Origin of the sequence: Prosthecobacter sp. (genome assembly GCF_044222345.1) — a bacterium.
In the GTDB taxonomy this organism is placed as follows: domain Bacteria; phylum Verrucomicrobiota; class Verrucomicrobiia; order Verrucomicrobiales; family Verrucomicrobiaceae; genus Prosthecobacter.
The window spans coordinates 100,913-125,891 of sequence record NZ_JBGANL010000003.1; the positions used below are offsets into that span (position 1 = coordinate 100,913).

The following is a 24,979-nucleotide window of genomic DNA, read 5'->3' on the forward strand; positions in this document are numbered from 1 at the left end:
GCCGTCAGCATAACCGTTGCCCAATCAGGGATCAAGACTTCAGCACTGAAGAAGTCTTTTGTTGCAACTTCCTGGAACGCTTCTTGAACTTCTGCCGCGCACCCCTCACCATCGACAATGATCAACGACACCATCGCCGCCATTTCCACTGCCTTGGGAGAGGCTGCCATCAGTGTGGTGCGCGTATCCGGCCCACAGGCGCTGCAAATCGCTGCCCGGGTCGCCCGGTTGCCTGCAAAGGTTATGCCCAGGATGGCGCATCTTGTTCCGATCGTGGACGAGAAGGGAGGTGCGCTGGATCATGGGTTGCTGCTCTACTTCAAGGGGCCGGCAAGTTACACGGGTGAAGACGTCATCGAATTCCACGGCCACGGTGGCGTTCTCGTCACCCAGCGTGTTCTGGAGCGCTGGCTTGCGTGCGGGGTAAGAGCTGCTGATCCGGGTGAGTTTACCCAGCGTGCCTTTTTGAATGGCAAAATGGACCTTACGCAGGCCGAGGCGGTGATGGATTTGATCCATGCACAAAGCACGCTCGCGCTCCGTGCTGCCAATGAGCAATTGGGCGGTGCCATCGGTCGCGAAGCTGCAGCCATGCAGCAGGACATCATTCCCGTGCTCGCCCATGTCGAGGCCTACATCGATTTTCCCGAAGAAGACATCTCGCCTGAAACGGGGGCCGATCTGCTGCGTCGTATCGATGCCGTTCTTGGGCGCGCGCAAAAACTCATCGCCACGTCCGAGCAGGGGCGCATCCTGCGCCATGGCGCGCGGACGGTGATCTCAGGCGCTCCCAATGTCGGAAAAAGCAGCCTGCTGAATGTCCTGCTCGGGTTTGAGCGTGCCATCGTCAGTCCCACGGCGGGAACGACCCGTGACACCATTGAGGAAATCATCCAGGTCCATGGCATTCCGCTGCGCCTTGTGGATACCGCAGGTCTGCGTGAGGCTGGTGATGACATCGAGCGCGTTGGCATTCAGCGTACTGAGCGTGAATTGGAGCGCGCCGACCTTGTGATTGAAGTGGTTGATGGCAGTCGTGCAGCAGGTGAGTCCCGGCTGGCCCTCTCGCCCGAAATTGCCCGCCGCCGCATTCTCATTCTCAACAAAAGCGATCTGGGCATTCATGCCGATTGGAGCGGCGAGTCCGGGGCCATCCCGCTCTCCTGTCTTTCCGGTGACGGCATCGAACCGCTGCGCGACGCCATCCGTGATGTCATTGCCACGGCCGGGCCGCTCGCTGCGGATCATCCCATCGCCATTAATGCACGGCACAAGGCTGCCTTCGAACGCTGTGCCGAGCGTCTCCTGGCCGCCAGGGCAGCTTTGGAACAAAATGAGGCTCCCGAATTCATTGCCCTCGAGATTCGTGAGGCGCTCCAAGCTTTAGGCGACGTCATTGGCCAGGTCGATGTCGAGCGCATCCTGGATGTCATCTTCTCCACCTTCTGCATAGGAAAGTGATCCTGGCACCGTTTGACTTCTACAACCATGAACCGCCGCCATTTCTTCGCCTCAGCTCTTGCTGCCACTGCTGCTTCACGTCTCAGTGCTCAATCCATCGATAAAGCTGCGGCTGATCCTGCCTACGTCATCAAAAACCACGGCATCAAGCACACCGTCATGGGCTGGTGCTTCAAACCCATGGACACGATGGTCCTGGCCAGGCACTGCAAAGACATCGGACTCGTCGGCATGGAGGGCATCGACAGCAAATACTACCCCGATGTGAAGGCGCTCGGTCTCGACATCTCCCTCGTCGGCAGCCACGGCTTCGCCAAAGGCCCATGCAATCCCGAATTCCGCGATGAGGTGGTCACCAAGTTGACCGCTTCCATCAACCTCGCCGCCGATGTCGGCAGCAAAAAGGTCATCACCTTCACGGGCATGAAGTTTGAGGGAATGGACCGCGACAAGGCCATCCATTCATGTCTTGATGTCTGGAAGCAGGTGCTGCCGCTTGCTGAAAAGAAAGGCATCACGCTGGTTTTGGAGCACCTGAACTCACGTGACAGCTCCCATCCGATGAAGGGGCACCCCGGCTACTTCGGCGATGACGTGGACTTCTGCGTCGATCTTATCAAGCAGGTCGGCAGCCCCAATTTCAAGCTGCTCTTCGACATCTACCACGTCAGCATCATGAACGGTGACATCATTCGCCGCCTGCGTATTCACAAGGATTACATCGGCCACATCCACACGGCTGGAAATCCCGGCCGCTGCGAGCTCGACGAGCACCAGGAGATCAATTACCCCGCCGTCATGCAGGCGCTGCTGGAGATCGGCTACCACGACTTCGTCGCCCACGAATTCATCCCCACTTGGGACGATCCGATTCTGGCCCTGCGCCACGCCGCGATGGTTTGTGATGTCTGAGTCCTTGGCAGCCTGTGAAAGCTGCCAGTTGAGAACAAACAAAAAAACCCCACCGAGTGAAACTCGGCGGGGTTGGAAATAGATTAACGAGAAGGGATCAGGCTTCGCCAGCGACCTTGCTGATCACCTGACGACCACGGTAGTAACCGCAGGAAGGGCAGGCAACGTGGCCGGGGACTGAGGTGCCACATTCTGGGCAGCTCTTGAGGGTGGGTGCCTTCCAGCGGTTTGCGCCTTGACGCATGCGTTGGCGGCTCTTGGATTGTCTGCGCTTCGGATTGGCCATGAGAGTATCGAGGTGGGGTCTGTTCTTCTAATTTAACTTGTTCAAAGCTTCCCATACACCCGGACCCGCACTTTGAGGCTCGTCTGGAGTTGTTTCCAACTCCGGTTCAAACCTGCCTTCGGCGGGACACTGACGAGGATGGACATTGCCAGCATCGCAGCGTGGGTAGCTCGGAAGGGCAAGCAGAGTATCTTCCCGTACGGTATCCGTCAAGTTGATCGTTTCATCCTTTGCAATCTCGACTTCGGAATTGTAGTCGGCCAGATCGACATGGTAGTCGAAGCGTTCCATGCAGGCACCGCATTCCAGGCTGAAAGTGGCTTCCAGCCGACCGCTGATGAGGAGCTCGCTGCCGTCACGCTCGACGTGGAGATCGTATTTCAACGGGGAAACGGCCTGGATCGAGTCTTTGGGGTCGAGGTCAAAGAACGCCGGCAGCTCCTGCCCGGAGATGTCCTTGCCGCCATCGGGCAGGGAGCGAAGGTCAATGAAAAAGGGACGGTGCATGGGGGGGGAAGGGGGGAATCAGGCCTTATGAAGTTTGCGGCGGAGGGCGTCGACGACGTTGGGCGGTACAAACTGCTCGATGTGGCCGCCGAGCCGACAGATTTCCTTCACCAGCCGACTGCTGATGTAGGTGTATTCTTCGCGGGGCATGAGGAAGAGTGTTTCGAGGTTCGGCTCTAACTTACGATTCATGAGGGCAAGTTGGAACTCGAATTCAAAGTCCGACACCGCACGCAGGCCACGGACGAGGGCGCAGGCCTGATGCTTGCGGGCGAAATTCACCAGCAGACCGTCGAAAGGCATGACCTCGATGCCAGGAATCTCGGCGGCGGCGTTGCGGATGAGTTCGACACGTTCTTCGACGGTGAAGAGGCTCTCTTTGGCATTGTCGCGGGCGACGGCAATGATGAGATTGTCAAAAATTCCGGCTGCACGCTGCAAGACGTCGAGGTGGCCGTTGGTGATGGGGTCAAAGCTGCCCGGATAGATCGCGCGTCGCATGTGAGTGGAGGCCGACTGTAGCGGCTGGGGTGGGGCCTGAAAAGTAAAAGCTCACGCCAGCAGCACCTGCGCCATGGCCAGCTCGCGTGTATGGGTGAGGCTGACGAGGCAGGTGGCTTCACCGGCATGCTGTCCGGCAGCGCCGTGCAGGAGGATGGAAGGTTTGCCATTGTCCGCACGCACGACTTCGATGTCGGTCCAGTTCACGCCTTCCGCCCAAATGCCGGTGCCAAGCGCTTTGGCCACCGCTTCTTTGGCGGCAAAGCGTGCGGCATAATTCATGGCGGGCTCGGCGCAGGCGTCACAGTAGGCTATTTCGCCAGCGGTGAAGGTGCGCTCTTTGAAGCGCTGGCCGTGCCTCTCCAGCATCTCGCGGATGCGGGACACTTCCACGAGATCGATGCCGATGCCGGTGGCTTTCATGGGATCAATTGCGATAGGTCGCCATGACGGCGAGCATTTCACGCACCGCACCATGCAGGCCGATGAAAACGGCGCGTGAAACAAGGTGATGGCCGATGTTCAGTTCCGCGAGGTGAGGCACGGGCCAGAGGGAAGGGAGGTTTTCCGTGGTCAGGCCATGTCCGGCATTAATCTGGAGACCAAGGGCGTGGCCTAGCTCCGCTGCGGCGCAGAGGCGCTCGACCTCGGCGGCACGTTCCGCGCCGGTGTGATTCGCAAAGGTGCCGGTGTGGAGTTCAATCATGGCCGCGCCGATTTCTGCACTGGCTCGAATCTGTTCGAGGTCCGGATCAACAAACATGCTGACGCGGGTGCCGTTGTCGCTGAGCGCTTTCACGGTGCGGCGAAGCGCCTCGCGCTGACCGGCCACATCGAGCCCGCCTTCGGTCGTGACCTCCTCGCGGTTTTCCGGCACCATGCAGACGAAGTCTGGGCGAACCTGAAGCGCGATGTCCAAAATTTCCTGGGTGTTGCCCATTTCCAGATTCAGCTTGGTACCGATGCTTTTGCGGAGCAAATACACGTCTGCGTCCTGAATGTGGCGGCGGTCAGCCCGCAAATGAACGGTGATCGAATCAGCACCCGCCGCCTCCGCCGCCTGTGCGGCAGACAGCACTGAAGGCTCCGCATTGGGAGAATCCGGCATGGCGCGGTAACGTGCCTGACGTAAAGTCACGACATGATCGATGTTAACTCCAAGGAGCAGGTTGGTTTGGGGCATAAGGGCTATGTAGCGCAGCCCATTCCACCCGCAAGCTTCCGGTCTATGAGTCTTTTGACGCAAAGTTTACAGAAAAATGTAACTGCGTTACCAAGAAATTGAAGTACTCAATCGCTGTATCACGTGAAAGCGCGTGAGTATTTATCTATAAACCCTACCATGAAATCTTTATTTTATACAATCCTCATCATTGGCGGTGCCTTCCTGGCATACGACTATTTCGGAGCACCTCCCGGCAAGAAGCTCGTCTTCAAAAGTCTCAATCCACCCGTGAGGCCGAAGACTGTGACTGCAAGGCCTGCTGAAGAGGAGAAACCCGTTGTGATTGTCAAGGAAAGCACCCCTGTTCCTGCGAAACCTGTTGAGGTGGAGAAACCGCTGGAAAAAGCCCCTGCGCCAGTGGCTGCAGCGGCTTCATCAGGCCCGAAGTTTGAACCCATCGAAGCCTTGACCGGCAACTGGTTGAAGATTCCCGCATCTGCCTTTCCTCGTGAGGTGAAGCTGGTGCAGGACGCGATGTTCAAAATGAGCGTGGGATCGAGCAAGATTGCCGCAGGAGGCAAGGCCTATGCATTGGCTGCGGAGAACGGGGTGCTCACCCTTGCGCCGACCGCCTCTTCGCCGGCACGTGCGCAATTGCCCATTGATGGCACTGACTTGAAGGCGCAGCTCAATGAGTCCTATGAAAAGTGGAAGATCACACGTGCGGAGGAACTCAAGGCCATTGCCGCGAACAAACGCCAGAGCCAGCCCGAGACGTCAGCGGCTGATTCCAGCCCTTCCAGCAGTGAAGTGGAAGCTGACGGCAAGCCGGTTAGAGATTCCACCAGCGGTTATCCACTGCTGATCGCCAGCATGAAGCGCGGGCAGATCACCGAAATCAAGCCGGAGAATGTCACCAGCTGGCAGGACCCGCAGCCCACCGTGGTTCAAGGCAAGCCAGGCTGGGCGGTGAAAGTAGGCTGCAATGTGAAGACGGTGTTTGGGCTGCAACCAACCGAAGCGCAGGCATTGGTGCTCAATGGCAAGGTCATCGGCTGGTATTACACCGGCTCAGGCGAAGAGGTGCCGTGATGATTTTTTACACCACAATGTAAGTTTCCGTTTGCCAGCATGCGATGAGCGTTTACTATCGCGACCCCAAACGGCAAAGGAGCGGTAGTTCAGTTGGTTAGAACGCCAGCCTGTCACGTTGGAGGTCGCGGGTTCGAGCCCCGTCCGCTCCGCCAGTTGGGTTATATAGGCCGCCTTGCATTTCGCAGGCGGCCTTTTTTCTTGCTGTCAGTTTCATCGGTCCTGCACCCCGGGGATTTCGAGTTGTGCACAATGCTTCAGCTTCCAACCATGGAGCATCCTGACATCTGCTGATGTACGCAGGCCCCTTACTTTTTGACTAAAACGCTCTCAAAACAGCGCTGTTCTTCCGGCAGCATGCTGGCCTTGGGATTGATGGCCTTGATCACACCCAGTGCTTCGTCATGAAATCCACCGCTGTTTGCGATGGCTGCAAAAACGGCCCGCTGTCCCTCAGTGAGCGGATTGAGATCAATGTATTGTAGATTTTGTACTGCCTGCTGAGTGTCTCTCAGCCGCCAGCGAGCCAGGGCTACGGTGAGCTTGCGCTGATTGTCCGCAGGCTGAATTTTGAGCAAGTTGACTGCATTGCGCAGGGCGAGCTCGATGTTTCTGCCAGCCAGCAGGCTGACATAGAGATAGGTCTCGACGAAATTGGTGTCGTCCGGCCAGCGTGTCACTGCCTCCTGAGAGGCTTGGATCAGAGATTCAGTGCTGCGGTTGGCCAGGCACGCTTTGATCAGGCCGGTGAAGGCATCTCGCTCGATGCGGGGCGAGGCTGAGGCGCGCTTCGCCGCCTTGATGGCAAGGCGGTAGGCATCCTCGGCAATGTCAAAATGGCCGCGTTCCTCGCCATACCTGGCGATTTGCAGCAGGGCATCATATCGTCCATTGAACTGGGCAGCGTCCTTGGCGGTAATCAGTTTGGATCGCAGTTCTTCAGCAGGCTTTTTCAGAATGTAAGCCAGGTGTGCACGAAACATCGCCACCGTCGTGGGATCGAGTATTTCTGCGACCTTGGGATCGTTGACGAGGCGCTCCAAGTCATCAAAACGCTGCAGCATCGTGAGCGCGTTGAGATAGTTTTCCAGCAGGCGCGGATGGGCTTTGGCTTCGTTCTCAGGCAGGACGGACAGCACCTGGCGGAATTCTCCTTCTTCCACCAGCCAGCGTATGAAAGGCAGCAATTCGTCACGTTTTTTGTCCCGGTACCTGGCTGTGGCTGCCATGACGATTTCTTTTTTATGCCCCGGCGACTGCTGAACTTCGCGCTTCAATGCATGTACGTAGTGAATATCGTCCGCCTTGGGATGCTTTTTGAGTCGTTCGATCAACCGTGTGATGTCTTCAGGAGTCAAACTAGGCAGGCTGTCGATGTACTCCAGGGTTTGCAGCCCGATCGCGTCATCTTCGGAGGCCAGCTTCCAGAGTGATTCCATGCCGAGTCCCGCTTCGGTCGAATTTCCGGAGGCTAGCTGTACCTTGGCGAATCGCAGGGCACCTTCTTTGTCATCTGGATGTGCCAGAGTGTAGCTGCGCAGCACATTGAGCAGCGGTTTGTTCTGTTCACGCTGACCCCAGACTTCTTCGGCCAGCTTTATCAGCGCTTCACTGGGCTTCTCCACTCGCATCAATTGCTCCAGCGCCTGGGAGGCTTCCTTCGGCTTTCCCAGATTGAGGAGGCTGCGCACATGGAGCTGCTCATCGGCTGGGGTCAGAACGTCAAGGTTCTTCAGCTTGTCATAAAAGTACAGAGCTGTGTCACGCTTCATGAGCGTGAAATACTCAAAGTTCAGCCGGATGGCCTCCTCGCTCTCGGGGGCTTTCGTGTAGGCTTCCTGGGCTTTCATCACCGCATTGACGCCCTGGCCGTTTTCCATCATCTGCCGCGCTTCTTTCACCATGCTTGTAGCGCGCATGTTCTTGTATGAGTTTTTCAGCGGCCGCGCATAGATGATGCCGAGGATAAGCAGGGTGGTGCAGATGCTCAGGATCACAATGGCCGCGATCCAGCGCGCCAGCGGCGACTGCCGGTCCCGGTGCGCCACCGTCGGAGGCACCAGCCACTCCCAGGCGGCAATGAAAGGCCGCCACAAAACGAATGGTTTGTGCGTGAGATCTTTGGTGGGATCAATGTTTTGGTTCCAAAGCATGAGGATTCGCGACTGGGGTGTTGAATGTAGGTGTGCTGGATGCGCCGTCACGTTGAAATTTATTCTGCAACCTGATTGTAAAATTTGGTGTTGAAGGCATCCCTCAACCCAAGAAAATTCAGTTGAAAAGCCCCTTGTACCTCCTAAAGCAGCACTCCGCGATTGAACGTCCGGAGGGGGCGAACAACCAGAACCGCCTCCCTGTGGCGTTCCGTTTTCCCAACCAACCGATCCAACGACGTTATGATCCAAGTTAAGAACCTCATCAAGGTGTTCGGCACCAAAGTGGCTGTCGATGATGTCTCCTTCTCCGTGGAAAAAGGGGAAGTGCTGGGCTTTCTCGGACCAAATGGTGCCGGCAAGTCCACCACCATGCGCATGGTCACCGGCTATTTCCGTCCCACCAGCGGCAGCGTGAATCTTTGCGGGATCGACATGCTTGAAGATCCTGAGCTGGCCAAGCAACGCCTCGGGTATCTCCCTGAAAATGCACCGCTTTATTCCGACATGACGGTTGCCAGTTTCCTCGGCTTCTGCGCCGAACTGCGCGGCCTGCATGGCTCGGCGCGCACCAAGGCCATCGACCGTGTCCTCGACATGTGCTTTCTCGACAGCGTGCGCAATCAGAGCGTGGACACGCTGTCCAAAGGCTACCGCCACCGCACCTGCTTCGCACAGAGCATTATTCATGACCCGGATGTGCTCATTCTCGACGAACCCACCGACGGCCTCGACCCGAATCAGAAGCATGAAGTGCGCAGCATGATCAAGCGCATGGGCAAGGACAAGGCGATCATCTTTTCCACCCACATCCTGGAAGAAGTCGAAGCCGCCTGCTCCCGCGCCATCATCATTGATCGTGGCAAGGTGGTGGCCGACGGCACACCAGAGAGCCTGAAGAAGCTCGTTCCCGGAGCGAACTCGCTCGACGAGGTATTCCGCAGCATCACCAAATCTGACGCAGTTGCCAAAAAAGCAGCCTGAGATCCTTTAGTTTTTTCACCCCCAATCCGACCAACGCATGAGCAATCGAGCAATCCAAAACACTCTGGCCGTCTTTAAGCGGGAGTTTATGGCCTACTTCAACTCTCCCGTGTTTTACGTCATCGTCGTCATCTTCCTGCTGGCGACGAATGGCTTCACCTTCTTTTTCTCCCGGCTGCTGGACAGTGACGACGTTTCACTGGCCACCCGTTTCTTTGTCTGGCATCCGTGGATTTACACGGTGCTGGCTCCTGCCGTAGGCATGCGCCTCTGGTCGGAGGAGCACCGTCTGGGAACCATTGAACTGCTCATGACGATGCCTGTCTCCCCATGGCAGGCCATTGTGGGCAAGTTTCTGGCGGCGGCAGTGATCTGGCTCATTGGTCTGGCCCTGACCTTTTTGATCGTTGGGACCGTGTCCTATCTGGGTGACCCTGACAGTGGCCCTATCATCAGCGGTTATGTGGCCAGCTACCTCTATGCCATGGCCTGCCTGGCGGTGACCTCTGCCATCAGCGCCTTCACGCGCAGTCAGGTCGTGTGTTTCATCATCAGCGTCGCCTTCTGTCTGGTCATCGCCCTCATCGGCGATCCTGGTCTGACACAGACGGTCGTGAACGCTGTCCCGAATGGGATGGAAGGAATCGTGCGATTCATCAGCTACTTCAGCTTCATGGATCACTTTTTTGAAATGACCAAGGGCATCTTCGTTCTGCGTGATGTGCTCTACTTCCTTTCAGTCATCGTTGTGGCGCTGCTGGTGACGGACCTGGGGCTCCGCTCCAAGCGCGCTTGATTTCCCGCCGAGCTTTCCTTTTCATCCAACCTTTTTTCTCATCATGAGTGCTACCAACAAGAACGCCGCAGCCGGCGTCACCACACTGTTGATCATTGCTGTCATTTTTGCCCTCAACTTCCTCGTTGGCGGCGTTGGATTTGGCAATCTCCGCCTCGATCTCACCGAGGACGGTTTGTTTACCCTCTCGCAGGGGACAAAGAACATTCTCAGCAGGATCAACGTCGACGAGCCGGTGACGATCAAATTCTATGCCACGAACGATGACCGGGTGATGCCGAACATCCTCAAGCCTCACGCACGTTCCATCGAGGACCTGCTGCTGGAATATGAAAAGCAGAGCAACGGCAGCGTTTCCCTGGAGGTCGTCCATCCGAATCCGGACACGGATGATGAAGACAAGGCCAAGGATGATGAAATCCGTGGCATGCAGGTCAATCAGGAAGGCGACCAGATTTATCTGGGACTCACCGTCCAGTGTCTCGACCGCAAGGAAGTCCTGCCTTTCCTCAATCCAGAGGATGCCACGGCATTCGAATACGATGTGTCCCGTGCCATCGCTAAAGTCATCAAGCCCACGAAGACGGTCATCGGTCTCATGAGCGCCATGCCCATCGGCGGGGTGCCTTCCATGCCCTTCCAGCAGCAGCGCGGACCTGAAGCCTGGGCCATCGTCCAGCAGCTTCGTGCTGACTATGAGGTGCGCGAGGTGCCGATGACGACTGATAAAATCGACGGCGACATCACCGTCCTCCTTGTGGTGCATCCTGCAGATGTCACCAAGACGGCTGAATTTGCCATCGACCAGTACCTCCTCGGCGGCGGCAACGTGGTCGCCTTTGTGGATCCGCAGAGCCTGCTCGCTCAGGCCATGAGCAGCCAGCCCAATCCGATGACCGGCCAGCCGGGCAACATGATCACCACTTCCTCCGACCTGCCGAATCTGTTCAAGGCCTGGGGGATCAGCTACCAGAAAGACATGGTTCTGGTGGACATGAACTACAAAGGCAACCTGCAAGGACGCCTCATGCCGACGGCTCTGCAGCTCCCCGGCAAAGCCATCAATCAAGACGACCGTGTGACTTCCGGCCTGCAGGCCTTCACCCTCATCAACGCCGGTGCCTTGAACATCGAGCGCAAGGAAGGGCTTGATGTGATCACCCTCGCCAGCAGTTCGGAGGCTTCGGAACTCATCGACACAGCTGCGGCTGACAAGCTGCGTCGTGAACCCATGGTGAACTTTACCGCCAGTGGTAAAAAGCAGGTGCTCGGTGTGCGCATCGCCGGCAAATTCAAGACGGCTTTCCCTGATGGCAAGCCTGCGGCGGCTGCTGGATCCAAAGAGACTGGCGGGCCTGAGCAGGATGCCAGCGCTCCCGGCGCAGCCGCGGCAGCAGCGAAGACCCCGGAAAAGAAAGCGGACAACTCACTCAAAGAGTCCAAAGACAGCGAACGCAATGTCATCCTCTTCTCTGATGCGGACATGCTCTATGACGCCTTCTGTCTGAAGCAGGGGGATCTCGGAGTCGGCCTCGTCACCAATGGCGGCAACCTGCCCATGCTGCTCAATGCCATTGAAGTGCTCGTCGGCGGTGGCGACCTTATTCAGGTCCGCAATCGCAAGTCCCCGGTCCGCCCCTTCATCAAGCTGAAGGAGATGCGTGAGACGGTCGAAGAAAAATACCGCCCGCAGCTGATCGAGCTGGAGAAGGAACGTCAGGAACTGGCGGAAAAACTCAGCAAAGCCCGGCCTCAGCTCGACTTGAAGAAAGGTGCCTTGATCGTGGACCAGGGCACCATGAACAACATCAAGGAGATGGAGAAAAATTCGAAGACCATCGACAAGGAGGTTCGGAACATCCGTAAAGAGGTCAACAAGGAGGTGGAGTTCCGCAAGACCCTGATCAAGACCCTCAATGTCCTCGTCGTGCCTCTTTTGGTGGGCGTGGTGGGCCTTGTTTTCGCCATGCAACGCCGCACCCGCACAGCGGCGGCCTGATTTTCATTCAAAACTCGTAAGCACCTGTTCTTTTCCTCAACGCCATGAAGAAGATCGTCATCCTTTTGGTTCTGCTCGTTGCCATCGTTGGCACCGCCTATTTTCAGTCCAACAAGCGCAACTCGCGTCTGAATCGTTCCGTCATGAACGTGAAGCTGCGGGAGCTGTTGTTCCCGGAATTCGACATCAACGGCATCAAAAAAATCCGAATTAAGGAGGACAAGTCTGAGACTACCCTCGCTGTCCAGAACGATACCTGGGTCGTCCTTGAACGTGCGGGATATCCGGTGGAGAAAGAGAAGCTCCAGACCGCGCTGCTGAGCCTCAAGTATGAAAAGGTGAAGGATGGGCGGCGCATCGGCAAGGACTCGTGGGGCAAGGTGGGAGTGAATGCTCCAGGCAGTGCCAGCGGCGGTGGAACACTCGTGGAGCTGTTCGACGACAAGGACAAGCTGATGCACTCCTTGGTGCTGGGCGGGCAGGTGAATAGCTCGGGCGGGTCCAACAACGACCAGATGCAGATGTTTGGCGGCCCCAAGGGCCCACGCTTTGTGCGTGTGCCAGGGGAGGAGACCATCTGGGAGATCAATGACCAGCTGCCAGATCTGGTGACCAAGCCAGACGCCTGGCTGGCGAAAGGCTTTTTTGATGTGCAGAGGTTGAAGTCGGTCGAAGTCACCGCTGCAAAACCGGCTGACTCATGGAAGGCCTCCCGTGCAGATGACAAGGCAGATTTCACTCTCGATGGCGCCGGCCCTGGTGAAAGCCTCGACGCTGGCAAGGTCTCGCTGGGCTCCCTGCTCTCCAGCTCCACCTTCAATGACGTGCTCAGCAAAGATAAAGCCGCAGCCACCATGAAGGACGCAGTGAAGGCAAAGCTCGTCACCTTTGACGGCTTCACCTACAACATCCAGACGGTGAAACAGGCCGGGCAGGGCGAGGGGGACAAATACTACCTCACCATGAGTGTCACTGCCGACCTTCCCAAGGAGCGCGCCGCCGTGAAGGACGAAAAACCCGAAGACAAAAAGAAAAACGACGAAGCTTTCGCCGAAGAAAAGAAGAAGCTGGAAGAGAAGCTGGCCAACGAGAAGAGATTCGAAGGCTGGGTCTATGAGGTCACGGAATACACCGTCAGCAGCCTGTTGAAAAAGAAGTCTGAAATCCTCGCCGCGCCTTCACCGGCGAAGCAGCCGCCTCCTGCCGCAGATGGCAATGCCAGTCCGTCTGGGCTGCCTGATATCAAGAAGATGATTCCCGGCCTGAACATGGTCCAGCCTCCAGCCGGTCCCGGCAGCTCTGCCGCTCCCGCGGCGAATCCCTCCCCCCCTATCAGCACGACAACTCCTGCCGTTCCACTGCCGGCCGCTCCGAAACCCGAGATCAAACCGGCCCCGGCTCCTGACGCCAATCCCGTCACGGGGGAGAAACCCGCACCGCCAGCGACGGATAAACCCGCCGAACCCGCCAAGCCTGCGGCTGACGCGCCGAAATGAGCTGAAGCAGCAGACTGTTCCGCCACGGAGTGATGCCATGCATCACTCCGTTTTTTTTGCCTGCCAGCAGCCTGGCTGAGCATGCTGATTCAAAGTTGTCAGAAGTCTCTACATCCTCAGGATGGAGAGGCCATTTGTTCCTCCCATCGTGCCAGCAGCCACAGCACATCTGACAGACGGTTGAGGAAGCGGATGAGTTCCTCATTGGGCACATGATCGGCCGTGCCTTGCAGGTCGATGACATTGCGCTCGGCTCGGCGACAGGCCACTCGGGCGAGATCGGCATAGGCACCGCTCATCACACCGGCTTCACCGGGTAGCGCCCAGCCTTTGAACTTGAGCGCGCCACCAGCCTCCAGCTTTGCCACCCACTCATCCAGCCAGTCGACGTTGGGGGTGGAAATGCGGTCGGGATGGCTGGCTGCGTAGCGGCTTTCATCGCCGGGCGGTGTGGCCAGCTCTCCCATCAGCTCAATGAGCCAGCGCTGCACCTTGGGTACAATTTGTTGCGTCTCCTCGCGCACAGCAGCAATGCGCAAGGGACCGAGGGCGGCATTCAATTCATCCACCGCACCAAGTGCATGGACTCGAGGATGGGATTTGGCGAGACGGCAGCCAAACAGCAGATCAGTCTGGCCTTGGTCTCCTTTGCGGGTGGCGATGGACATGGGAAGACAGTTACGAATTCAGAAGAGAAAAAGATGGCTGAAAGCGATCACTCATCAGGAAAGCTGCTGGGCGGCGGTTCGTGAGTCGGTACTGCTGTGGCGGGGGCTGGCGGCGGAAGGCTGGTTGTTTTTCCTTTGCGGCAGGAGCGTACGGTCCAGCCAAGCAGCAAGGCCAGCAAGAGCAAGGCGGCCAGGCGTGAGGAACGTGTGGAAAGCATGTGATGCGGTGCTGTTTCAGCTCCCTTTGGCCTGTCTGCGGCGATCCACTTCCCGGCTGGCACGTTCCAAGGTCAGCAGTTCCTCCGACGTGAGGCTGTTTTTGCCGTACAAGTTCATTTTATCCAGCAGAGGATTCACCACCTCCTCCATCCAGGCTTCCACGGAGTCCGGCTGCCGCTTTGTGGTCAGGGGTGCCGTGTCGATGTCGAGTTCGTTTGTCGGCCGTGCACGTGTGCGTGCCATGGCGGGTTTGCGCGGCTGCTGGTACTGGGCCGGCTGCCACTGGCTGGCGTAGGTAAGTGGTCTGCCGCCATATCCGAGACTGCGTGCATAAAACCAGCCCACTGCAGCACCGCCGAGATGGGCAAAGTAGGCGATCTGCATGCCTTCAGGCAGGATATGGAACAGGATGCCTGCCAGACCAAAGACCAGCTGGATGATGAACAGACCCTTCGCCAGTGTCCAGAGGCGTAGCTGCACGGGAATGATGAAGTAGATGAAAGCCGTGATTTTTTCATCCGGCATCACCACCGCCAGCGCCATGAGAAGACCAAAAACCGCCGCCGAGGCGCCCACGAGCGGTGTTCTTACGTCGCCTAGCACCAAGCCATTCACCGCCATCTCCGTAACTGCCCCCACGACACCGGACAAAAGATAGATCCGGGTGAAATGGCGGCTGCCAAATCGCTGCTGCACCCCGCGCCCTGCAAACCACAGCATCATCATGTTCAGGGCAAAGTGCATCACACTGCCATGCACAAACATGTAGGTGAACAGTGTCCAGAAATTGCCACGCATCAGTTCGTGCACGCTTACGCCGCCCAGCGGCATGTACATCTCCCCCGTCCGTGGTTCCGTCACCCAGCCGGTCTCAAGCACGAACTGCATGACGAATACCGCGATATTGATCCCCAGGATGACGTGGAATGCTGTAAACTCCCGCACCATTCCGGCAACGGAACGTGGCGGTCCTTCACGCATGTAGTCGCGGTCATACAGGGACATGGGCTGAATGTGCTCGTCTGTACGTCCTGCGCGAGGTTTTTTTCGCGTAGGCGATGACAAGCGCCCGCGGTTCGGTTACGCTCTCTTCGCAGTATGAAATCATCTTCTGAATCCCTGCTCGACGCCGTGTCCCAAAGCGGTGCGCATGACGCCGCTGATCTGCTGGAGAAAGCCTCGGGCGAGGACGCCGCCAAGGTGCTGCAGCAGCTGAACCCCATGGTTGCTCAGCACGTGCTTGAGGAAATGCAGGAAGAGCCGCGCACTGCCGCCATGACGTTTGTCCCGCTGCGACAGGCAAAGCAGTGGGCCAGCAACCGCGAACACCCTGAAGACAGTGTCGGCTGGTTGATGGAGGAGCCGGTGGCAGTCTTCCGCCCTGACGCAAGCGCGCGCGACACCATTGAAGAAGTGCGCAAGCTCGCGAAAAAGGCCTTTATCACCTACGGCTACATCACGGATGAACAGGGCCGCCTGCTCGGCCTGCTGGTGATGCGCGATCTCATGCTTGCCGAGCCGGACGCCAGACTTGAGGACGTGATGGTGAGGAACCCCTTCAAGCTCGACCCTGATATGGAGCTTACCGAGGCGATGAAGCTGGTCGTGAACAAGCACTATCCCGTCTATCCTGTCTGCAGCCAGGACGGCATCCTGCTGGGCCTGGTGCGCGGGCAGACCTTGTTCGAAGCGCGGGCGATCGAAATCAGTGCTCAGGTCGGCTCGATGGTGGGTGTGGAAAAGGAGGAGCGGCTTTCCACACCGCTGCTGCGCAGCCTGCGTTTCCGCCATCCGTGGCTCCAGATCAATCTCGTCACCTGCTTCATCGCTGCGACAGTAGTCGGGGTGTTTGAGGGGACGCTGGGCCGCCTCGTGCTGCTGGCCGCGTTTCTGCCGGTGCTGGCCGGGCAGTCCGGCAATACGGGATGCCAGGCGCTTGCGGTGACTTTGCGCGGCATGACTTTGGGAGATCTGAAACCGGGAGATGAACGCCGGCTCGTGATCAAGGAGGGGCTGCTCGGTTTGTACAACGGCATGCTCGTGGGTATCTCCGCAGGCCTCGGCATGGGGATCTATGCACGCATGAATCACAATCCCAACGCTCTCATGCTGGCGTTTGTGGTCTGGGTGGCGATGACTTTCAGCTGCGTTGTCAGCGGTTTGAGCGGGGCTTTGATTCCACTGCTGCTGAGGAAATTTGGCGCTGATCCAGCCACTGCGTCCAGCATCTTCCTCACCACCGCCACGGATGTGATCAGCATGGGCACCTTCCTCGGACTCGCGACCCTGCTGGTGCCATGATCGTCTGGGGCAGGGAAGAATGGCTGCAGCGCAAGCATGAGCATGAGATGCGAGTCTCTGCGCACGCGGATGCCTTCGTGGACCGCCGCAGCCGCAATGCGAAACATCCAGTGCATGATTTTCTCTTCACCTACTACAGCTTTGCGCCGGCGAAGCTCAATCAGTGGGTGCCGCCATACGGCGTGGGCCTGGAAGTCACCAGTGCTGATCTCGAAGCGTACCCTTGGTTGCAAAGCGAACGGTTCGTTTGTGAAAAGGGACTGCTGCATGTGGATGCGAGGCGCTTCATGCAGCGGGAGCGCGAATTCGCCGCCTGGGTGGCCATGCTTTGCACGCGCATCCTCGGCAGGGCAGGGAGGTTCACCTGCTTCGGGCTGCATGAGTGGGCCATGGTGTACCATCAGTCGGTGCAGCAGGTGCGGCACCAGGGCTATGAACTGCGGCTGCCGCCGGATGAACTCGCCGCCTTCGTGGAGTCCCTTCCTGTGTGCTGCTCACACTATGATGCGTTTCGTTTTTTTACGCCGGATGCGCGGCCATTGAATGTCCTGCAGCCCTCGCTCGACTCACGCCATGATCTCGAACAGGCGGCCTGCCTGCATGCAAACATGGATTTGTACAAATGGTCTTCCAAGCTCTGGCCCTGGACCGGCTCCGATTTGATTGGCGAGTGTTTTGAACTGGCGCTCAAGGGGCGCGATCTCGACATGCGCGCAAGCCCTTATGACCTGAGCTCTCTCGGCTACGAACCGGTAAAAATCGAAACGGCGGAAGGCCGTGTTCAATATGAGCGTGAGCAGCGTGAACTGGCGGCGCAGGCTGTGGAGCTTAGGCGGGGATTGCTCAATGTCTGCTCGGCGCTTTCACAGATGGTCGTTGCTCATCCGCCGACCCACTTCCTCGCAAAGACCGATGAACGTGCGCTCGGGCAGGTTTAGCGGGCGGTTCTTGAGGGTGGAGACAATCCAGCGGCGTTTGAGTTTGGCTTTCGGCAGCGGCAGCGCGATCAACTGTCCGGCTTCGATTTCGGTGCGCGCAATCCAGCGTGCGGCTATCGCCACGCCGATGCCCAGCTTGGCCAGTTCCACCGTGGCCTCGGAGCTTCCCAGCTCGATGAACGAGCTCAGACGCACGCCGTTCTTGAGAAAGTACTCCTGAATCATCGAGAAGTTCAGGCTGTTGCGGCTCGCCACAATGAAGGTCTCGTTCGCCGCATCCTTCAGCTTGGGCCGTGTTTGAGCCCAGCGGTGCAGTGGAGAGACGAGAAACTCCAGTTCGTCATCAAAGATGGCGTGGCAGTTCATGCGTGAAACATCAAGCGGACGCAGGCTGACCGCGAGGTCGATCTCATTGCTCACCAGCCGCTCGATCGTGTCCGGGGTTTCACCACACGTGACCTTGATTTCATACAGCGGGAAAGACTCTTTGAACTCGCGCAGCACCGTGGGCAGAATGAACTGCGCTGCCGCCGTGGTGCAGCCGATTTTCAATTTGCCACGCGGCATTTGGTCCAGCGTTCCCAGCACCGCCCGTGCGTGGCTCATCGACTGTAGAATCGTTTCTGCATGGGGCAGCAGTTCGCGCCCTGCATGCGTGAGGTGCACGTGCTTGCCCTGACGGTGAAACAGCCGGCTGCCGAGATCTGTCTCCAGGGACTTGATGGCGTGGCTGACAGCGCTCTGCGTGAGGTGCAGTTCGCGTCCGGCCTGCGTGAAGCTGCCGCTGCGTGCCAGGCGGACGAAGGCGCGCAGCTGTCGGGTGTCGATGGCTTGTTCCATGAATGCCATTCATACATCAATTGAATAACATTGCGCATTGTTTCTGGCGAATTTATCGCGGCTGGCTCGTCTGATGCTGATATGTCCGGGCATGAAGCAGCTTTCCACAGTTTCAAAATCCACTCTTGCCGGGGTCGTCAAGCCGGTCCGCATTGGCTTCATTCCTCTCGTTGACTGCGCTCCGCTGTTGGTGGCCAGGAAGATGGACTTGTTCCGCAAACACGGGGTGCATGTCGAGCTGAGCTGTGAGGTTGGCTGGGCCACCATCCGTGAGAAGCTGCTCTATGGCCAGCTCGATGCCGTGCACGCCATTGCCGGCCTGGCGTTGGCGATGCGCCTGGGGATCAGCGGTCCGCCCTGCCCGGTGGTGGCGCCCTTCGTGTTCAATTTGCATGGTAATGCCATCACCCTCAGCCGGGATCTGTGGAACCGCGGCGTGCGTGATGCCGCCAGTTTGAAAAAGCTCATCCGCAGCGCCTTCAGCCGCCGCTTCACTTTTGGCATGGTGTCACGCTACTCCTCCCACAATTTTCTCCTGCGCCAGTGGCTGCAGGCAGGTGGTATTGATATTGAAAAGGATGTGCGCATCGTGGCGCTGCCGCCGACGCAGATGGCTTCCAGTCTGGCGGCGGGTCTCATTGATGGTTACTGCGTCGGTGAGCCTTGGAATTCTTATGCCGTGGAGCAAGGCATCGGCTGGATCGCTGCCACAAGCGAACAGCTTGCGCCTGGGCATCCTGAAAAGGTTCTGCTCACCACCGAGCGCTTTGTCGGTGCGCATGCCGGAGAGTCTCAGGCCATCATCAATGCTCTGAAAGAGGCCTGCGAATTCTGCGACGCCAGGGAAAATCGGCCTGAAGTCGCCCACGTGCTTGCCGACAGCGGTTATTTTTCCGGCTCTGAGAAAATTCTAAAACGCTCGCTGGTTGGGCCTCTGGATCTCGGCTTCGACAAATCCGTGGCCGTGACGGATTTCCACATTTTTCACCGGCGTGACACCAACTCGCCCGTGAGTGAGCGCGGTCGCTGGCTGCTCGATCAGTTCATCGCCCATGGTCTGCTGACCACCAGTCAATACACGGAGGCCGCCACTGCTTTGCGCGAAGCGTGGACTGCCGAACCCCAACTTCCCAAAGCTAAAGCCGCCGCAAACACAAACGCCAAATCCAACAAACGCTCCACACTCGTTCAAGCATGAATCCCACCTCTCCACTCACTCGTCGTTCCATCTTGCGCACCGGTGCCACTGCCGGTCTCGGCGCTCTCTTCTCTGGCCTTCCTCAGGGCTGGGTCGGCTCCGCCTACGCCGATGACTCTCCGGAATCACCCGACATGAAGTTCGGCATGATCGCCCTGACCGACTGCTCCAGCATCGTGGTGGCTCATGAAAAAGGCCTCTTCAAAAAATACGGTGTGAATTCCGTCGTCAGCAAAGGCGCCAGTTGGGCCGCCATCCGGGACTCCCTCACAAATGGCGATATCCAGGCCACCCACATGCTCCTCGGCATGCCCATCGCCAGCACCATGGGACTCGGCGGTGCGCCGAAGAAGCCGATGATCGTGCCGTGGATCATCAACCGTAATGGTCAGGCCATCACCCTTTCCAACACCTTCAAAGGCAAAGTGGCTGATGACCCCAAGGCGCTGAAGCCCTTCGTGGATGAAGCCAAGGCCAAGGGCAATCCGCTCTCCTTTGCGATGACCTTCCCGCCAGGAACTCACGCCATGTGGATGCGCTATTATCTCGCTGCCGGTGGCATCAATCCCGGCGACGCCGCAGGTGCGGGCGCGGATGTCTCCCTCATCACCGTGCCACCTCCGCAGATGGTCGCGAACATGAAGGTCGGCAAGATGGACGGCTTCTGTGTGGGCGAACCCTGGAACGCCAAAACCATCGCCGAAGAAATCGGCTACACCTCCATCGCCACTCAGGGCATCTGGAAAGATCACCCCGAAAAAGTCTGCGCCTTCACCGAGGAATTCGCCGCGAAGAATCCGAAGACTGTGAAAGCCGTCCTCAAAGCACTGCATGAGGCCAGCGTCTGGCTCGACAAAATGGAAAACCGCGAAGAGCAGGCCGGCATCGTCAGCGCAGCCACCTACATCAACTGCCCGCCGGAAACCATCCTCGGTCGCCTCCAAGGCAAGTACAACATGGGCGACGGCCGCAAGATCAAAGATCCTAACTACATGATCTTCAGCGATCGCAACTGCAACTACCCGCAGGCTAAATACGCCAAGTGGTGGCTCACGCAGCTCCGCCGGTGGGGCTTCACCGCAGGCGCTCCCGACTATGAAGGCGTGGCCAGGCAGGTCATGCGCTCAGACATCTACGAGGAGGCCATGAAGGAGATCGGCTACGTCCACGGCGGTGTCGATGAAAAGCCCGAAACCCTCTTCGACGGCGTCACCTTCGACCCCAAGGCCGACCTCGAAGCCTACGCTGCGTCCTTCGCTGTCAAAACGCTCAAAGCCTAACCCTCAAACCGCATGGCCGCATTATGCACCTGATCCAACGCTTCAAACTCGATTCCATCCTTCTGCCGTTGAGCGCAATATTAGTTTGTGTTCTTCTGTGGTATGCGATCGCCGGAAAATCCGTCACCCTTGAAAAGGTGGATGATTTTGGCGACAAAATCAAAGTCACGAAACGTGAAGGACTCTCCGCCGATCTCCCGACTCCGGTCGAGACGTGGACGGCGAGCAAGCTCTACGTTACGGAGCCCTTTGCGAAGCGTGGAGAGCTGGATCAGGGCATCTTGCGGTTTACGTGGATGTCTCTGGTGCTGGTGGCGGAGGGATACTTCATCGCCCTCCTCATCGGCACCCCCATCGGCTTCTTCCTCGGTCTGTCGAAGAAGTTTACCACCGCCTTTGACCCCATCATTCAGGTGCTGCGCCCAGTTTCACCGCTGGCATGGCTGCCCTTGGGCATGATCCTCTTCAGCGGTGTGAAAATCGTGAATGGGGACGGCCGCACCACTTTCGGTGCTTCAGACGCCGCCGCGCTCTTCACCATCGCCATCTGCGCCATGTGGCCCACGGTCATGAATACGGCTGTCGGCGTGCGCGCTGTGCCGCAGGATTACCTGAATGTGGCCAAAGTGCTCAAGCTTTCGAAGAGCAAAACGCTGTGGAAGGTTCTCGTGCCCGCCACGCTGCCCTACATGTTCACCGGCTTTCGGCTGAGTCTCGGCATCGCATGGCTCGTCATTGTTGCTGTGGAGATGCTGACCGGCAGGCCAGGTGTAGGCGGCTTTCTCTGGCAGCAATACAACGCCAACAGCTACGCCCACATCATCCTCTGTATCCTCACCATTGGTGTTGTCGGCTATGTGCTGGACCGTCTGATGAGCGTCATCGAATCGCGCTTCAAAACCGCTTAACCTCAACCCTGATCCAGATATGCCGCTTATCGAAATCAAAGGCGCCGCCAAAGGCTTCGGCCTTCCAGGAAGTCGCACGGAAGTTCTCAAGGACATCAATCTCGCCATGGAAGAAGGGGAGTTCGTCGTCATCGTCGGATACTCCGGATCTGGCAAAAGCACGCTGATCAATCTGATCTCAGGTCTGGTGAAGCCTGACGCAGGCGTGGCCAAGATCTCCGGTGAGGCCATCACCGGGCCGGGGCCAGACCGGGGCCTGGTCTTTCAAAACTACTCCCTGCTGCCCTGGCTGACGGTGGAGGAAAATATCGCGCTGGCCGTGGATGAGGTCTTCAAAGACTGGACTGCTGCGCAGCGCAAAGAGCATGTGTGGAAGTACATCGAAATGGTGAAGCTGAAGCCTGCAGCGCACAAGCTGCCCAAGGAACTCTCTGGAGGCATGCGGCAGCGCGTGGCTGTGGCCCGCACCCTGTCCATGAATCCCAAGGTGCTGCTGCTGGACGAGCCGTTGAGCGCCCTGGATGCGCTCACTCGTGCCACGATTCAGGATGAGATCAGCGAGATCTGGCGCCAGAATCTCACCACGGTGCTGTGGATCACGAATGATCCTGATGAGGCCCTGCTGCTTGCGGACCGTGTCATCCCGCTGCTGCCCACAGCCCCCGCCACACTCGGGGAACCGATCATGGTTGATCTTGATCGACCACGTGACCGCAAGACGCTCAACCACGATCCCAAATTCAAAAGGCTGCGGACCGAGCTCATCAATACCCTGCTGGACGCCAAGGGGCGTATGAAGCCGAAGACGAGCGTGAAACTCAGCCTGCCAGACATTCTGCCTGAAGATCTCACCACCGTGAACTCGCTGCAGTTTCTCAACCGCACCGGGCCGAAGCGCCGCTCTGACAACAAGCGTGAAGAAGTGGAGGTGGCCGCGTGAGCTCCTCTTCTCCCATGCTGGAACTGGATCGTCTGTGGAAGACATATGACACTCCGAAAGGGCCGGCAACCATCGTCAAAAACTTCAATCTCAAATTGAAGGAGGGCGAGTTTGCCACACTCATCGGCCACAGCGGCTGTGGCAAAAGCACCGTGCTCATGATGGTCGCCGGTTTGAGTGATCTCAGCCAGGGCAACATGATTCTTGCGGGACGTGAGGCAAGTGGACCGGGCCCGGATCGTGGCATCGTGTTTCAATCCCCCTGCCTGCTGCCGTGGATGACGGCTTTTGAAAACGTCATGCTCGGTGCAAGCCAGGTCTATTATACCGCCAGCAAGGAAGAGCGGCGTCAAATGGTGGAGTACTACCTCACCATCGTAGGGCTTGGCGATGCGATGCATAAATATCCCGGTGAGCTTTCCCAGGGAATGCGTCAGCGCGTGGGTATTGCCCGTGCATTTGTCCTGCAGCCGAAGATGCTTCTTCTCGACGAGCCCTTTGGCATGCTGGATTCACTCACGAGGTATGAACTGCAGGAGGTTCTGCTCGAACTGTGGCGTCGCAACCGCATCACCACTCTCATGGTCACGCATGATGTGGATGAAGCCATCTTTCTCTCTGATCGCGTCGTGATGATGACGGACGGTCCTGAGGCCGAAGTAGGTGATATTTTGCAGATTCCTTTCGAGCGTCCTCGCAACCGCAAACAGATCATGGAAGACTCGCGTTACTATGAACTGCGCGAGCGGCTGATCACCTTTCTCAACGACAAGTCACACATCCGCCCCAGCCGTGATCCCAAGTTTGTTCCTTCTCCAGACATGGCCGCCGAACTGGCCACCCATGCCCCCAATTTCCCTGCAGCCGCCGCTTAGCCGAATCAACAACACACCCACCCACCACACCCCATGAAAAGGCTACTCCCGCTTTTGCTGGCGACTACCTCGCTGGCATTCGCCCAAACTCCCGCTCCTAAATCCACCTCGCCTGCACCGGCCCCTGTGCCAGGCTTTACGCTGGCGCCTCCGCCTCCCACCTACGCACCCATGAAGATGGGAAAGCTGACTGTCGATGTGCAGGAAAAAATGCGCTATGAAGTCAGAGACAACAACTTTGACTTCAACAGCGCGATCAACAGCCCGCAGGATGCCGCCTGGCTGCTCCAGCGCTTCCGTCTCGGGCTCGGGTATGATTTGAACCCGTGGATCAAGCTCTACGTGCAGGGGCAGGACGTGCGGGAAATCGGCGGAAGCCGGGCGCGCCAGATTGGCGTGAACGGTGCCGAGGGCGATGACGTTTTCGATGTGCTCAAGGCTTACATCCAGCTCGGGAATCTCAAAAAAGGGTTCAGCGCCGTTCTTGGCCGCCAGTTCCTCTCCTTCGGGGATCAGCGCCTGATCGGTCCGCTGGAGTGGGCGAACCAGGCGCGCACCTTTGATGCGTTCCGGTTCCGCTACACCGACACAAAGTGGTCGCTGGATGCCTTCACCGCCAGCCCGGTGGGTTTCGCCAATAACAAATGGAACAAGTCGGACCTCCTGGATCAAGCGGATCATCGCAATGCCTTCATCAGCGGCCTGTATCTCAGCACGCTCTTCGTCCCCTTCAACACCACCACCGACTTCTACGCCTTCCACTATCGCGACGATGGCCAGGCCAGCTTTGGCGCGCCCATTGGCTCGACCAGCTTCGTCACCCTCGGCACTCTGTGGAAGGGTGATCCCAAAAAGATGCACGGCTTCGACTATGACACGGAGATGGCCTTCCAGACTGGCAAGGTCGGCGGGCGCTCTCTCACCGCCTATGCGGGTCACTGGGGCGCCGGTTACAACTGGCTCAAGCATTCCTGGAAGCCACGCTTTGGCCTGCAATACAATTATGCCAGCGGTGATGGTGATCCAAGCGATGGCAAGGTGGGCACCTTCCAGAACCTCTTTCCCACGAACCACATGTTCTACGGCTACATGGACACCACGGCGTGGATGAACGTGCACAATCCCCAGGTCAACTTCAGCTTCATGCCAACACCCAAGCTGAAAGTCATGCTGGACTACCACCTCTACTGGAATGCCAGCAACGCAGACGCCTGGTATCGTGCCAATGGCAGCACCAAAGTGCGGCCGCTCAGCGCCGCCGCCAACAATGCCAGCAGCTTTCGCGGCCAGGAGTTTGACATTACCCTTAACTACAAGCTCAACCCACACGTCGCTTTCCTGACGGGGTACAGCTACTTCATCGCAGGTGATTACCTGCGGCAGACTGGTGCGGCGAGCAACGCCCAGTTCGGTTACGTGCAGGTGCAGATCGACTTTTGATCTGCCCGACCCGCCGCCTG

General features: G+C 58.0%; 24 protein-coding genes and 1 tRNA gene. 16 read left to right on the forward strand and 9 right to left on the reverse strand.

The annotated features are described in order from the left end of the window. Positions 1-117: 117 nt before the first annotated feature. Together mnmE and ACILSL_RS03100 are read left to right on the forward strand one after the other, a co-directional pair. On the forward strand, positions 118-1,461 hold the full coding sequence (mnmE, locus tag ACILSL_RS03095) for a tRNA uridine-5-carboxymethylaminomethyl(34) synthesis GTPase MnmE (protein ID WP_395730535.1): 1,344 nt from the start codon (positions 118-120) through the stop codon (positions 1,459-1,461). Positions 1,462-1,488: 27 nt separating this feature from the next. Next, positions 1,489-2,373 (forward strand): TIM barrel protein, encoded by an 885-nt coding sequence (locus ACILSL_RS03100; protein ID WP_395730536.1) that lies wholly within the window; start codon positions 1,489-1,491, stop codon positions 2,371-2,373. Between the two features lie 97 nt (positions 2,374-2,470). On the opposite strand, the gene rpmF is transcribed toward ACILSL_RS03100, so the two are convergent. The 5 genes from rpmF to ACILSL_RS03125 are packed head-to-tail and all read right to left on the reverse strand — an operon-like array spanning position 2,471 to position 4,850. Beyond that, entirely contained in the window at positions 2,471-2,659 is a 189-nt protein-coding gene (rpmF, locus tag ACILSL_RS03105; protein WP_300203639.1) for a 50S ribosomal protein L32, read from the reverse strand. Positions 2,660-2,686: 27 nt separating this feature from the next. Further along, positions 2,687-3,166 (reverse strand): YceD family protein, encoded by a 480-nt coding sequence (locus ACILSL_RS03110; RefSeq protein ID WP_395730537.1) that lies wholly within the window; start codon positions 3,164-3,166, stop codon positions 2,687-2,689. Positions 3,167-3,184: 18 nt separating this feature from the next. Next, on the reverse strand, positions 3,185-3,667 hold the full coding sequence (coaD, locus tag ACILSL_RS03115; RefSeq protein WP_395730538.1) for a pantetheine-phosphate adenylyltransferase: 483 nt from the start codon (positions 3,665-3,667) through the stop codon (positions 3,185-3,187). A gap of 51 nt (positions 3,668-3,718) precedes the next feature. After that, positions 3,719-4,090: a holo-ACP synthase gene (gene acpS / locus ACILSL_RS03120; protein ID WP_395730539.1), complete on the reverse strand. Its 372-nt coding sequence runs from the start codon at positions 4,088-4,090 to the stop codon at positions 3,719-3,721. Positions 4,091-4,094: 4 nt separating this feature from the next. Further along, positions 4,095-4,850 (reverse strand): pyridoxine 5'-phosphate synthase, encoded by a 756-nt coding sequence (locus tag ACILSL_RS03125; RefSeq protein ID WP_395730540.1) that lies wholly within the window; start codon positions 4,848-4,850, stop codon positions 4,095-4,097. 159 nt (positions 4,851-5,009) lie between these two features. Between ACILSL_RS03125 and ACILSL_RS03130 the strand changes: the two genes are divergently transcribed. Both ACILSL_RS03130 and ACILSL_RS03135 read left to right on the forward strand, forming a co-directional pair. Further along, positions 5,010-5,924, forward strand: coding sequence for a hypothetical protein (locus tag ACILSL_RS03130; protein ID WP_395730541.1), 915 nt, complete (start codon positions 5,010-5,012; stop codon positions 5,922-5,924). A gap of 78 nt (positions 5,925-6,002) precedes the next feature. Beyond that, positions 6,003-6,079: transfer RNA gene (locus tag ACILSL_RS03135), tRNA-Asp, on the forward strand. Between the two features lie 153 nt (positions 6,080-6,232). Here the strand turns inward: ACILSL_RS03135 and ACILSL_RS03140 are convergent. Next, complete coding sequence (locus ACILSL_RS03140) at positions 6,233-8,077, reverse strand: hypothetical protein (RefSeq protein ID WP_395730542.1); 1,845 nt, start codon at positions 8,075-8,077, stop codon at positions 6,233-6,235. A gap of 243 nt (positions 8,078-8,320) precedes the next feature. Here ACILSL_RS03140 and ACILSL_RS03145 point away from each other — a divergent pair, with 243 nt between their 5' ends. Genes ACILSL_RS03145 through ACILSL_RS03160 form a run of 4 tightly spaced genes read left to right on the forward strand, consistent with a single transcriptional unit; the run spans position 8,321 to position 13,352 of the window. Further along, positions 8,321-9,061 (forward strand): ABC transporter ATP-binding protein, encoded by a 741-nt coding sequence (locus ACILSL_RS03145; RefSeq protein WP_395730543.1) that lies wholly within the window; start codon positions 8,321-8,323, stop codon positions 9,059-9,061. A 37-nt stretch (positions 9,062-9,098) separates the two neighbouring features. Continuing rightward, entirely contained in the window at positions 9,099-9,857 is a 759-nt protein-coding gene (locus tag ACILSL_RS03150; protein ID WP_395730544.1) for an ABC transporter permease, read from the forward strand. A gap of 43 nt (positions 9,858-9,900) precedes the next feature. Beyond that, complete coding sequence (locus ACILSL_RS03155; protein ID WP_395730545.1) at positions 9,901-11,856, forward strand: Gldg family protein; 1,956 nt, start codon at positions 9,901-9,903, stop codon at positions 11,854-11,856. Between the two features lie 44 nt (positions 11,857-11,900). Next, on the forward strand, positions 11,901-13,352 hold the full coding sequence (locus ACILSL_RS03160) for a hypothetical protein (protein WP_395730546.1): 1,452 nt from the start codon (positions 11,901-11,903) through the stop codon (positions 13,350-13,352). Between the two features lie 116 nt (positions 13,353-13,468). Here the strand turns inward: ACILSL_RS03160 and ACILSL_RS03165 are convergent, their stop codons facing one another. After that, the gene (locus ACILSL_RS03165; RefSeq protein ID WP_395730547.1) at positions 13,469-14,020 is read right to left on the reverse strand and encodes a cob(I)yrinic acid a,c-diamide adenosyltransferase; all 552 of its coding nucleotides are present in this window, start codon (positions 14,018-14,020) and stop codon (positions 13,469-13,471) included. Positions 14,021-14,254: 234 nt separating this feature from the next. Further along, complete coding sequence (locus ACILSL_RS03170) at positions 14,255-15,244, reverse strand: rhomboid family intramembrane serine protease (protein WP_395730548.1); 990 nt, start codon at positions 15,242-15,244, stop codon at positions 14,255-14,257. 93 nt (positions 15,245-15,337) lie between these two features. Here ACILSL_RS03170 and ACILSL_RS03175 point away from each other — a divergent pair, with 93 nt between their 5' ends. Both ACILSL_RS03175 and ACILSL_RS03180 read left to right on the forward strand, forming a co-directional pair. Next, positions 15,338-16,540: a magnesium transporter gene (locus tag ACILSL_RS03175; protein WP_395730549.1), complete on the forward strand. Its 1,203-nt coding sequence runs from the start codon at positions 15,338-15,340 to the stop codon at positions 16,538-16,540. Continuing rightward, positions 16,537-17,478 (forward strand): hypothetical protein, encoded by a 942-nt coding sequence (locus tag ACILSL_RS03180; RefSeq protein WP_395730550.1) that lies wholly within the window; start codon positions 16,537-16,539, stop codon positions 17,476-17,478. Before ACILSL_RS03175 ends, ACILSL_RS03180 begins: the two co-directional genes overlap by 4 nt. Here ACILSL_RS03180 and ACILSL_RS03185 read toward each other — a convergent pair. Then, a complete protein-coding gene (locus tag ACILSL_RS03185) occupies positions 17,404-18,318 on the reverse strand; it encodes a LysR family transcriptional regulator (RefSeq protein ID WP_395730551.1) in 915 nt (304 codons plus the stop codon). The two genes, ACILSL_RS03180 and ACILSL_RS03185, sit on opposite strands and share 75 nt — an antisense overlap. Before the next feature lie 91 nt (positions 18,319-18,409). On the opposite strand from ACILSL_RS03185, the gene ACILSL_RS03190 reads away from it, so the two are divergent. Genes ACILSL_RS03190 through ACILSL_RS03215 form a run of 6 tightly spaced genes read left to right on the forward strand, consistent with a single transcriptional unit; the run spans position 18,410 to position 24,959 of the window. Then, positions 18,410-19,516, forward strand: a complete 1,107-nt coding sequence (locus tag ACILSL_RS03190) for a CmpA/NrtA family ABC transporter substrate-binding protein (protein WP_395730552.1) — start codon at positions 18,410-18,412, stop codon at positions 19,514-19,516. Beyond that, the gene (locus tag ACILSL_RS03195; RefSeq protein ID WP_395730553.1) at positions 19,513-20,796 is read left to right on the forward strand and encodes a CmpA/NrtA family ABC transporter substrate-binding protein; all 1,284 of its coding nucleotides are present in this window, start codon (positions 19,513-19,515) and stop codon (positions 20,794-20,796) included. Before ACILSL_RS03190 ends, ACILSL_RS03195 begins: the two co-directional genes overlap by 4 nt. A 23-nt stretch (positions 20,797-20,819) precedes the next feature. Next, a complete protein-coding gene (ntrB, locus tag ACILSL_RS03200) occupies positions 20,820-21,704 on the forward strand; it encodes a nitrate ABC transporter permease (protein ID WP_395730554.1) in 885 nt (294 codons plus the stop codon). Between the two features lie 19 nt (positions 21,705-21,723). Then, on the forward strand, positions 21,724-22,644 hold the full coding sequence (locus ACILSL_RS03205) for an ABC transporter ATP-binding protein (RefSeq protein WP_395730555.1): 921 nt from the start codon (positions 21,724-21,726) through the stop codon (positions 22,642-22,644). 14 nt (positions 22,645-22,658) lie between these two features. After that, the gene (locus ACILSL_RS03210) at positions 22,659-23,519 is read left to right on the forward strand and encodes an ABC transporter ATP-binding protein (protein WP_395730663.1); all 861 of its coding nucleotides are present in this window, start codon (positions 22,659-22,661) and stop codon (positions 23,517-23,519) included. A gap of 33 nt (positions 23,520-23,552) precedes the next feature. Continuing rightward, positions 23,553-24,959, forward strand: a complete 1,407-nt coding sequence (locus ACILSL_RS03215; protein ID WP_395730556.1) for an alginate export family protein — start codon at positions 23,553-23,555, stop codon at positions 24,957-24,959. The last annotated feature ends 20 nt before the right edge of the window (positions 24,960-24,979 follow it).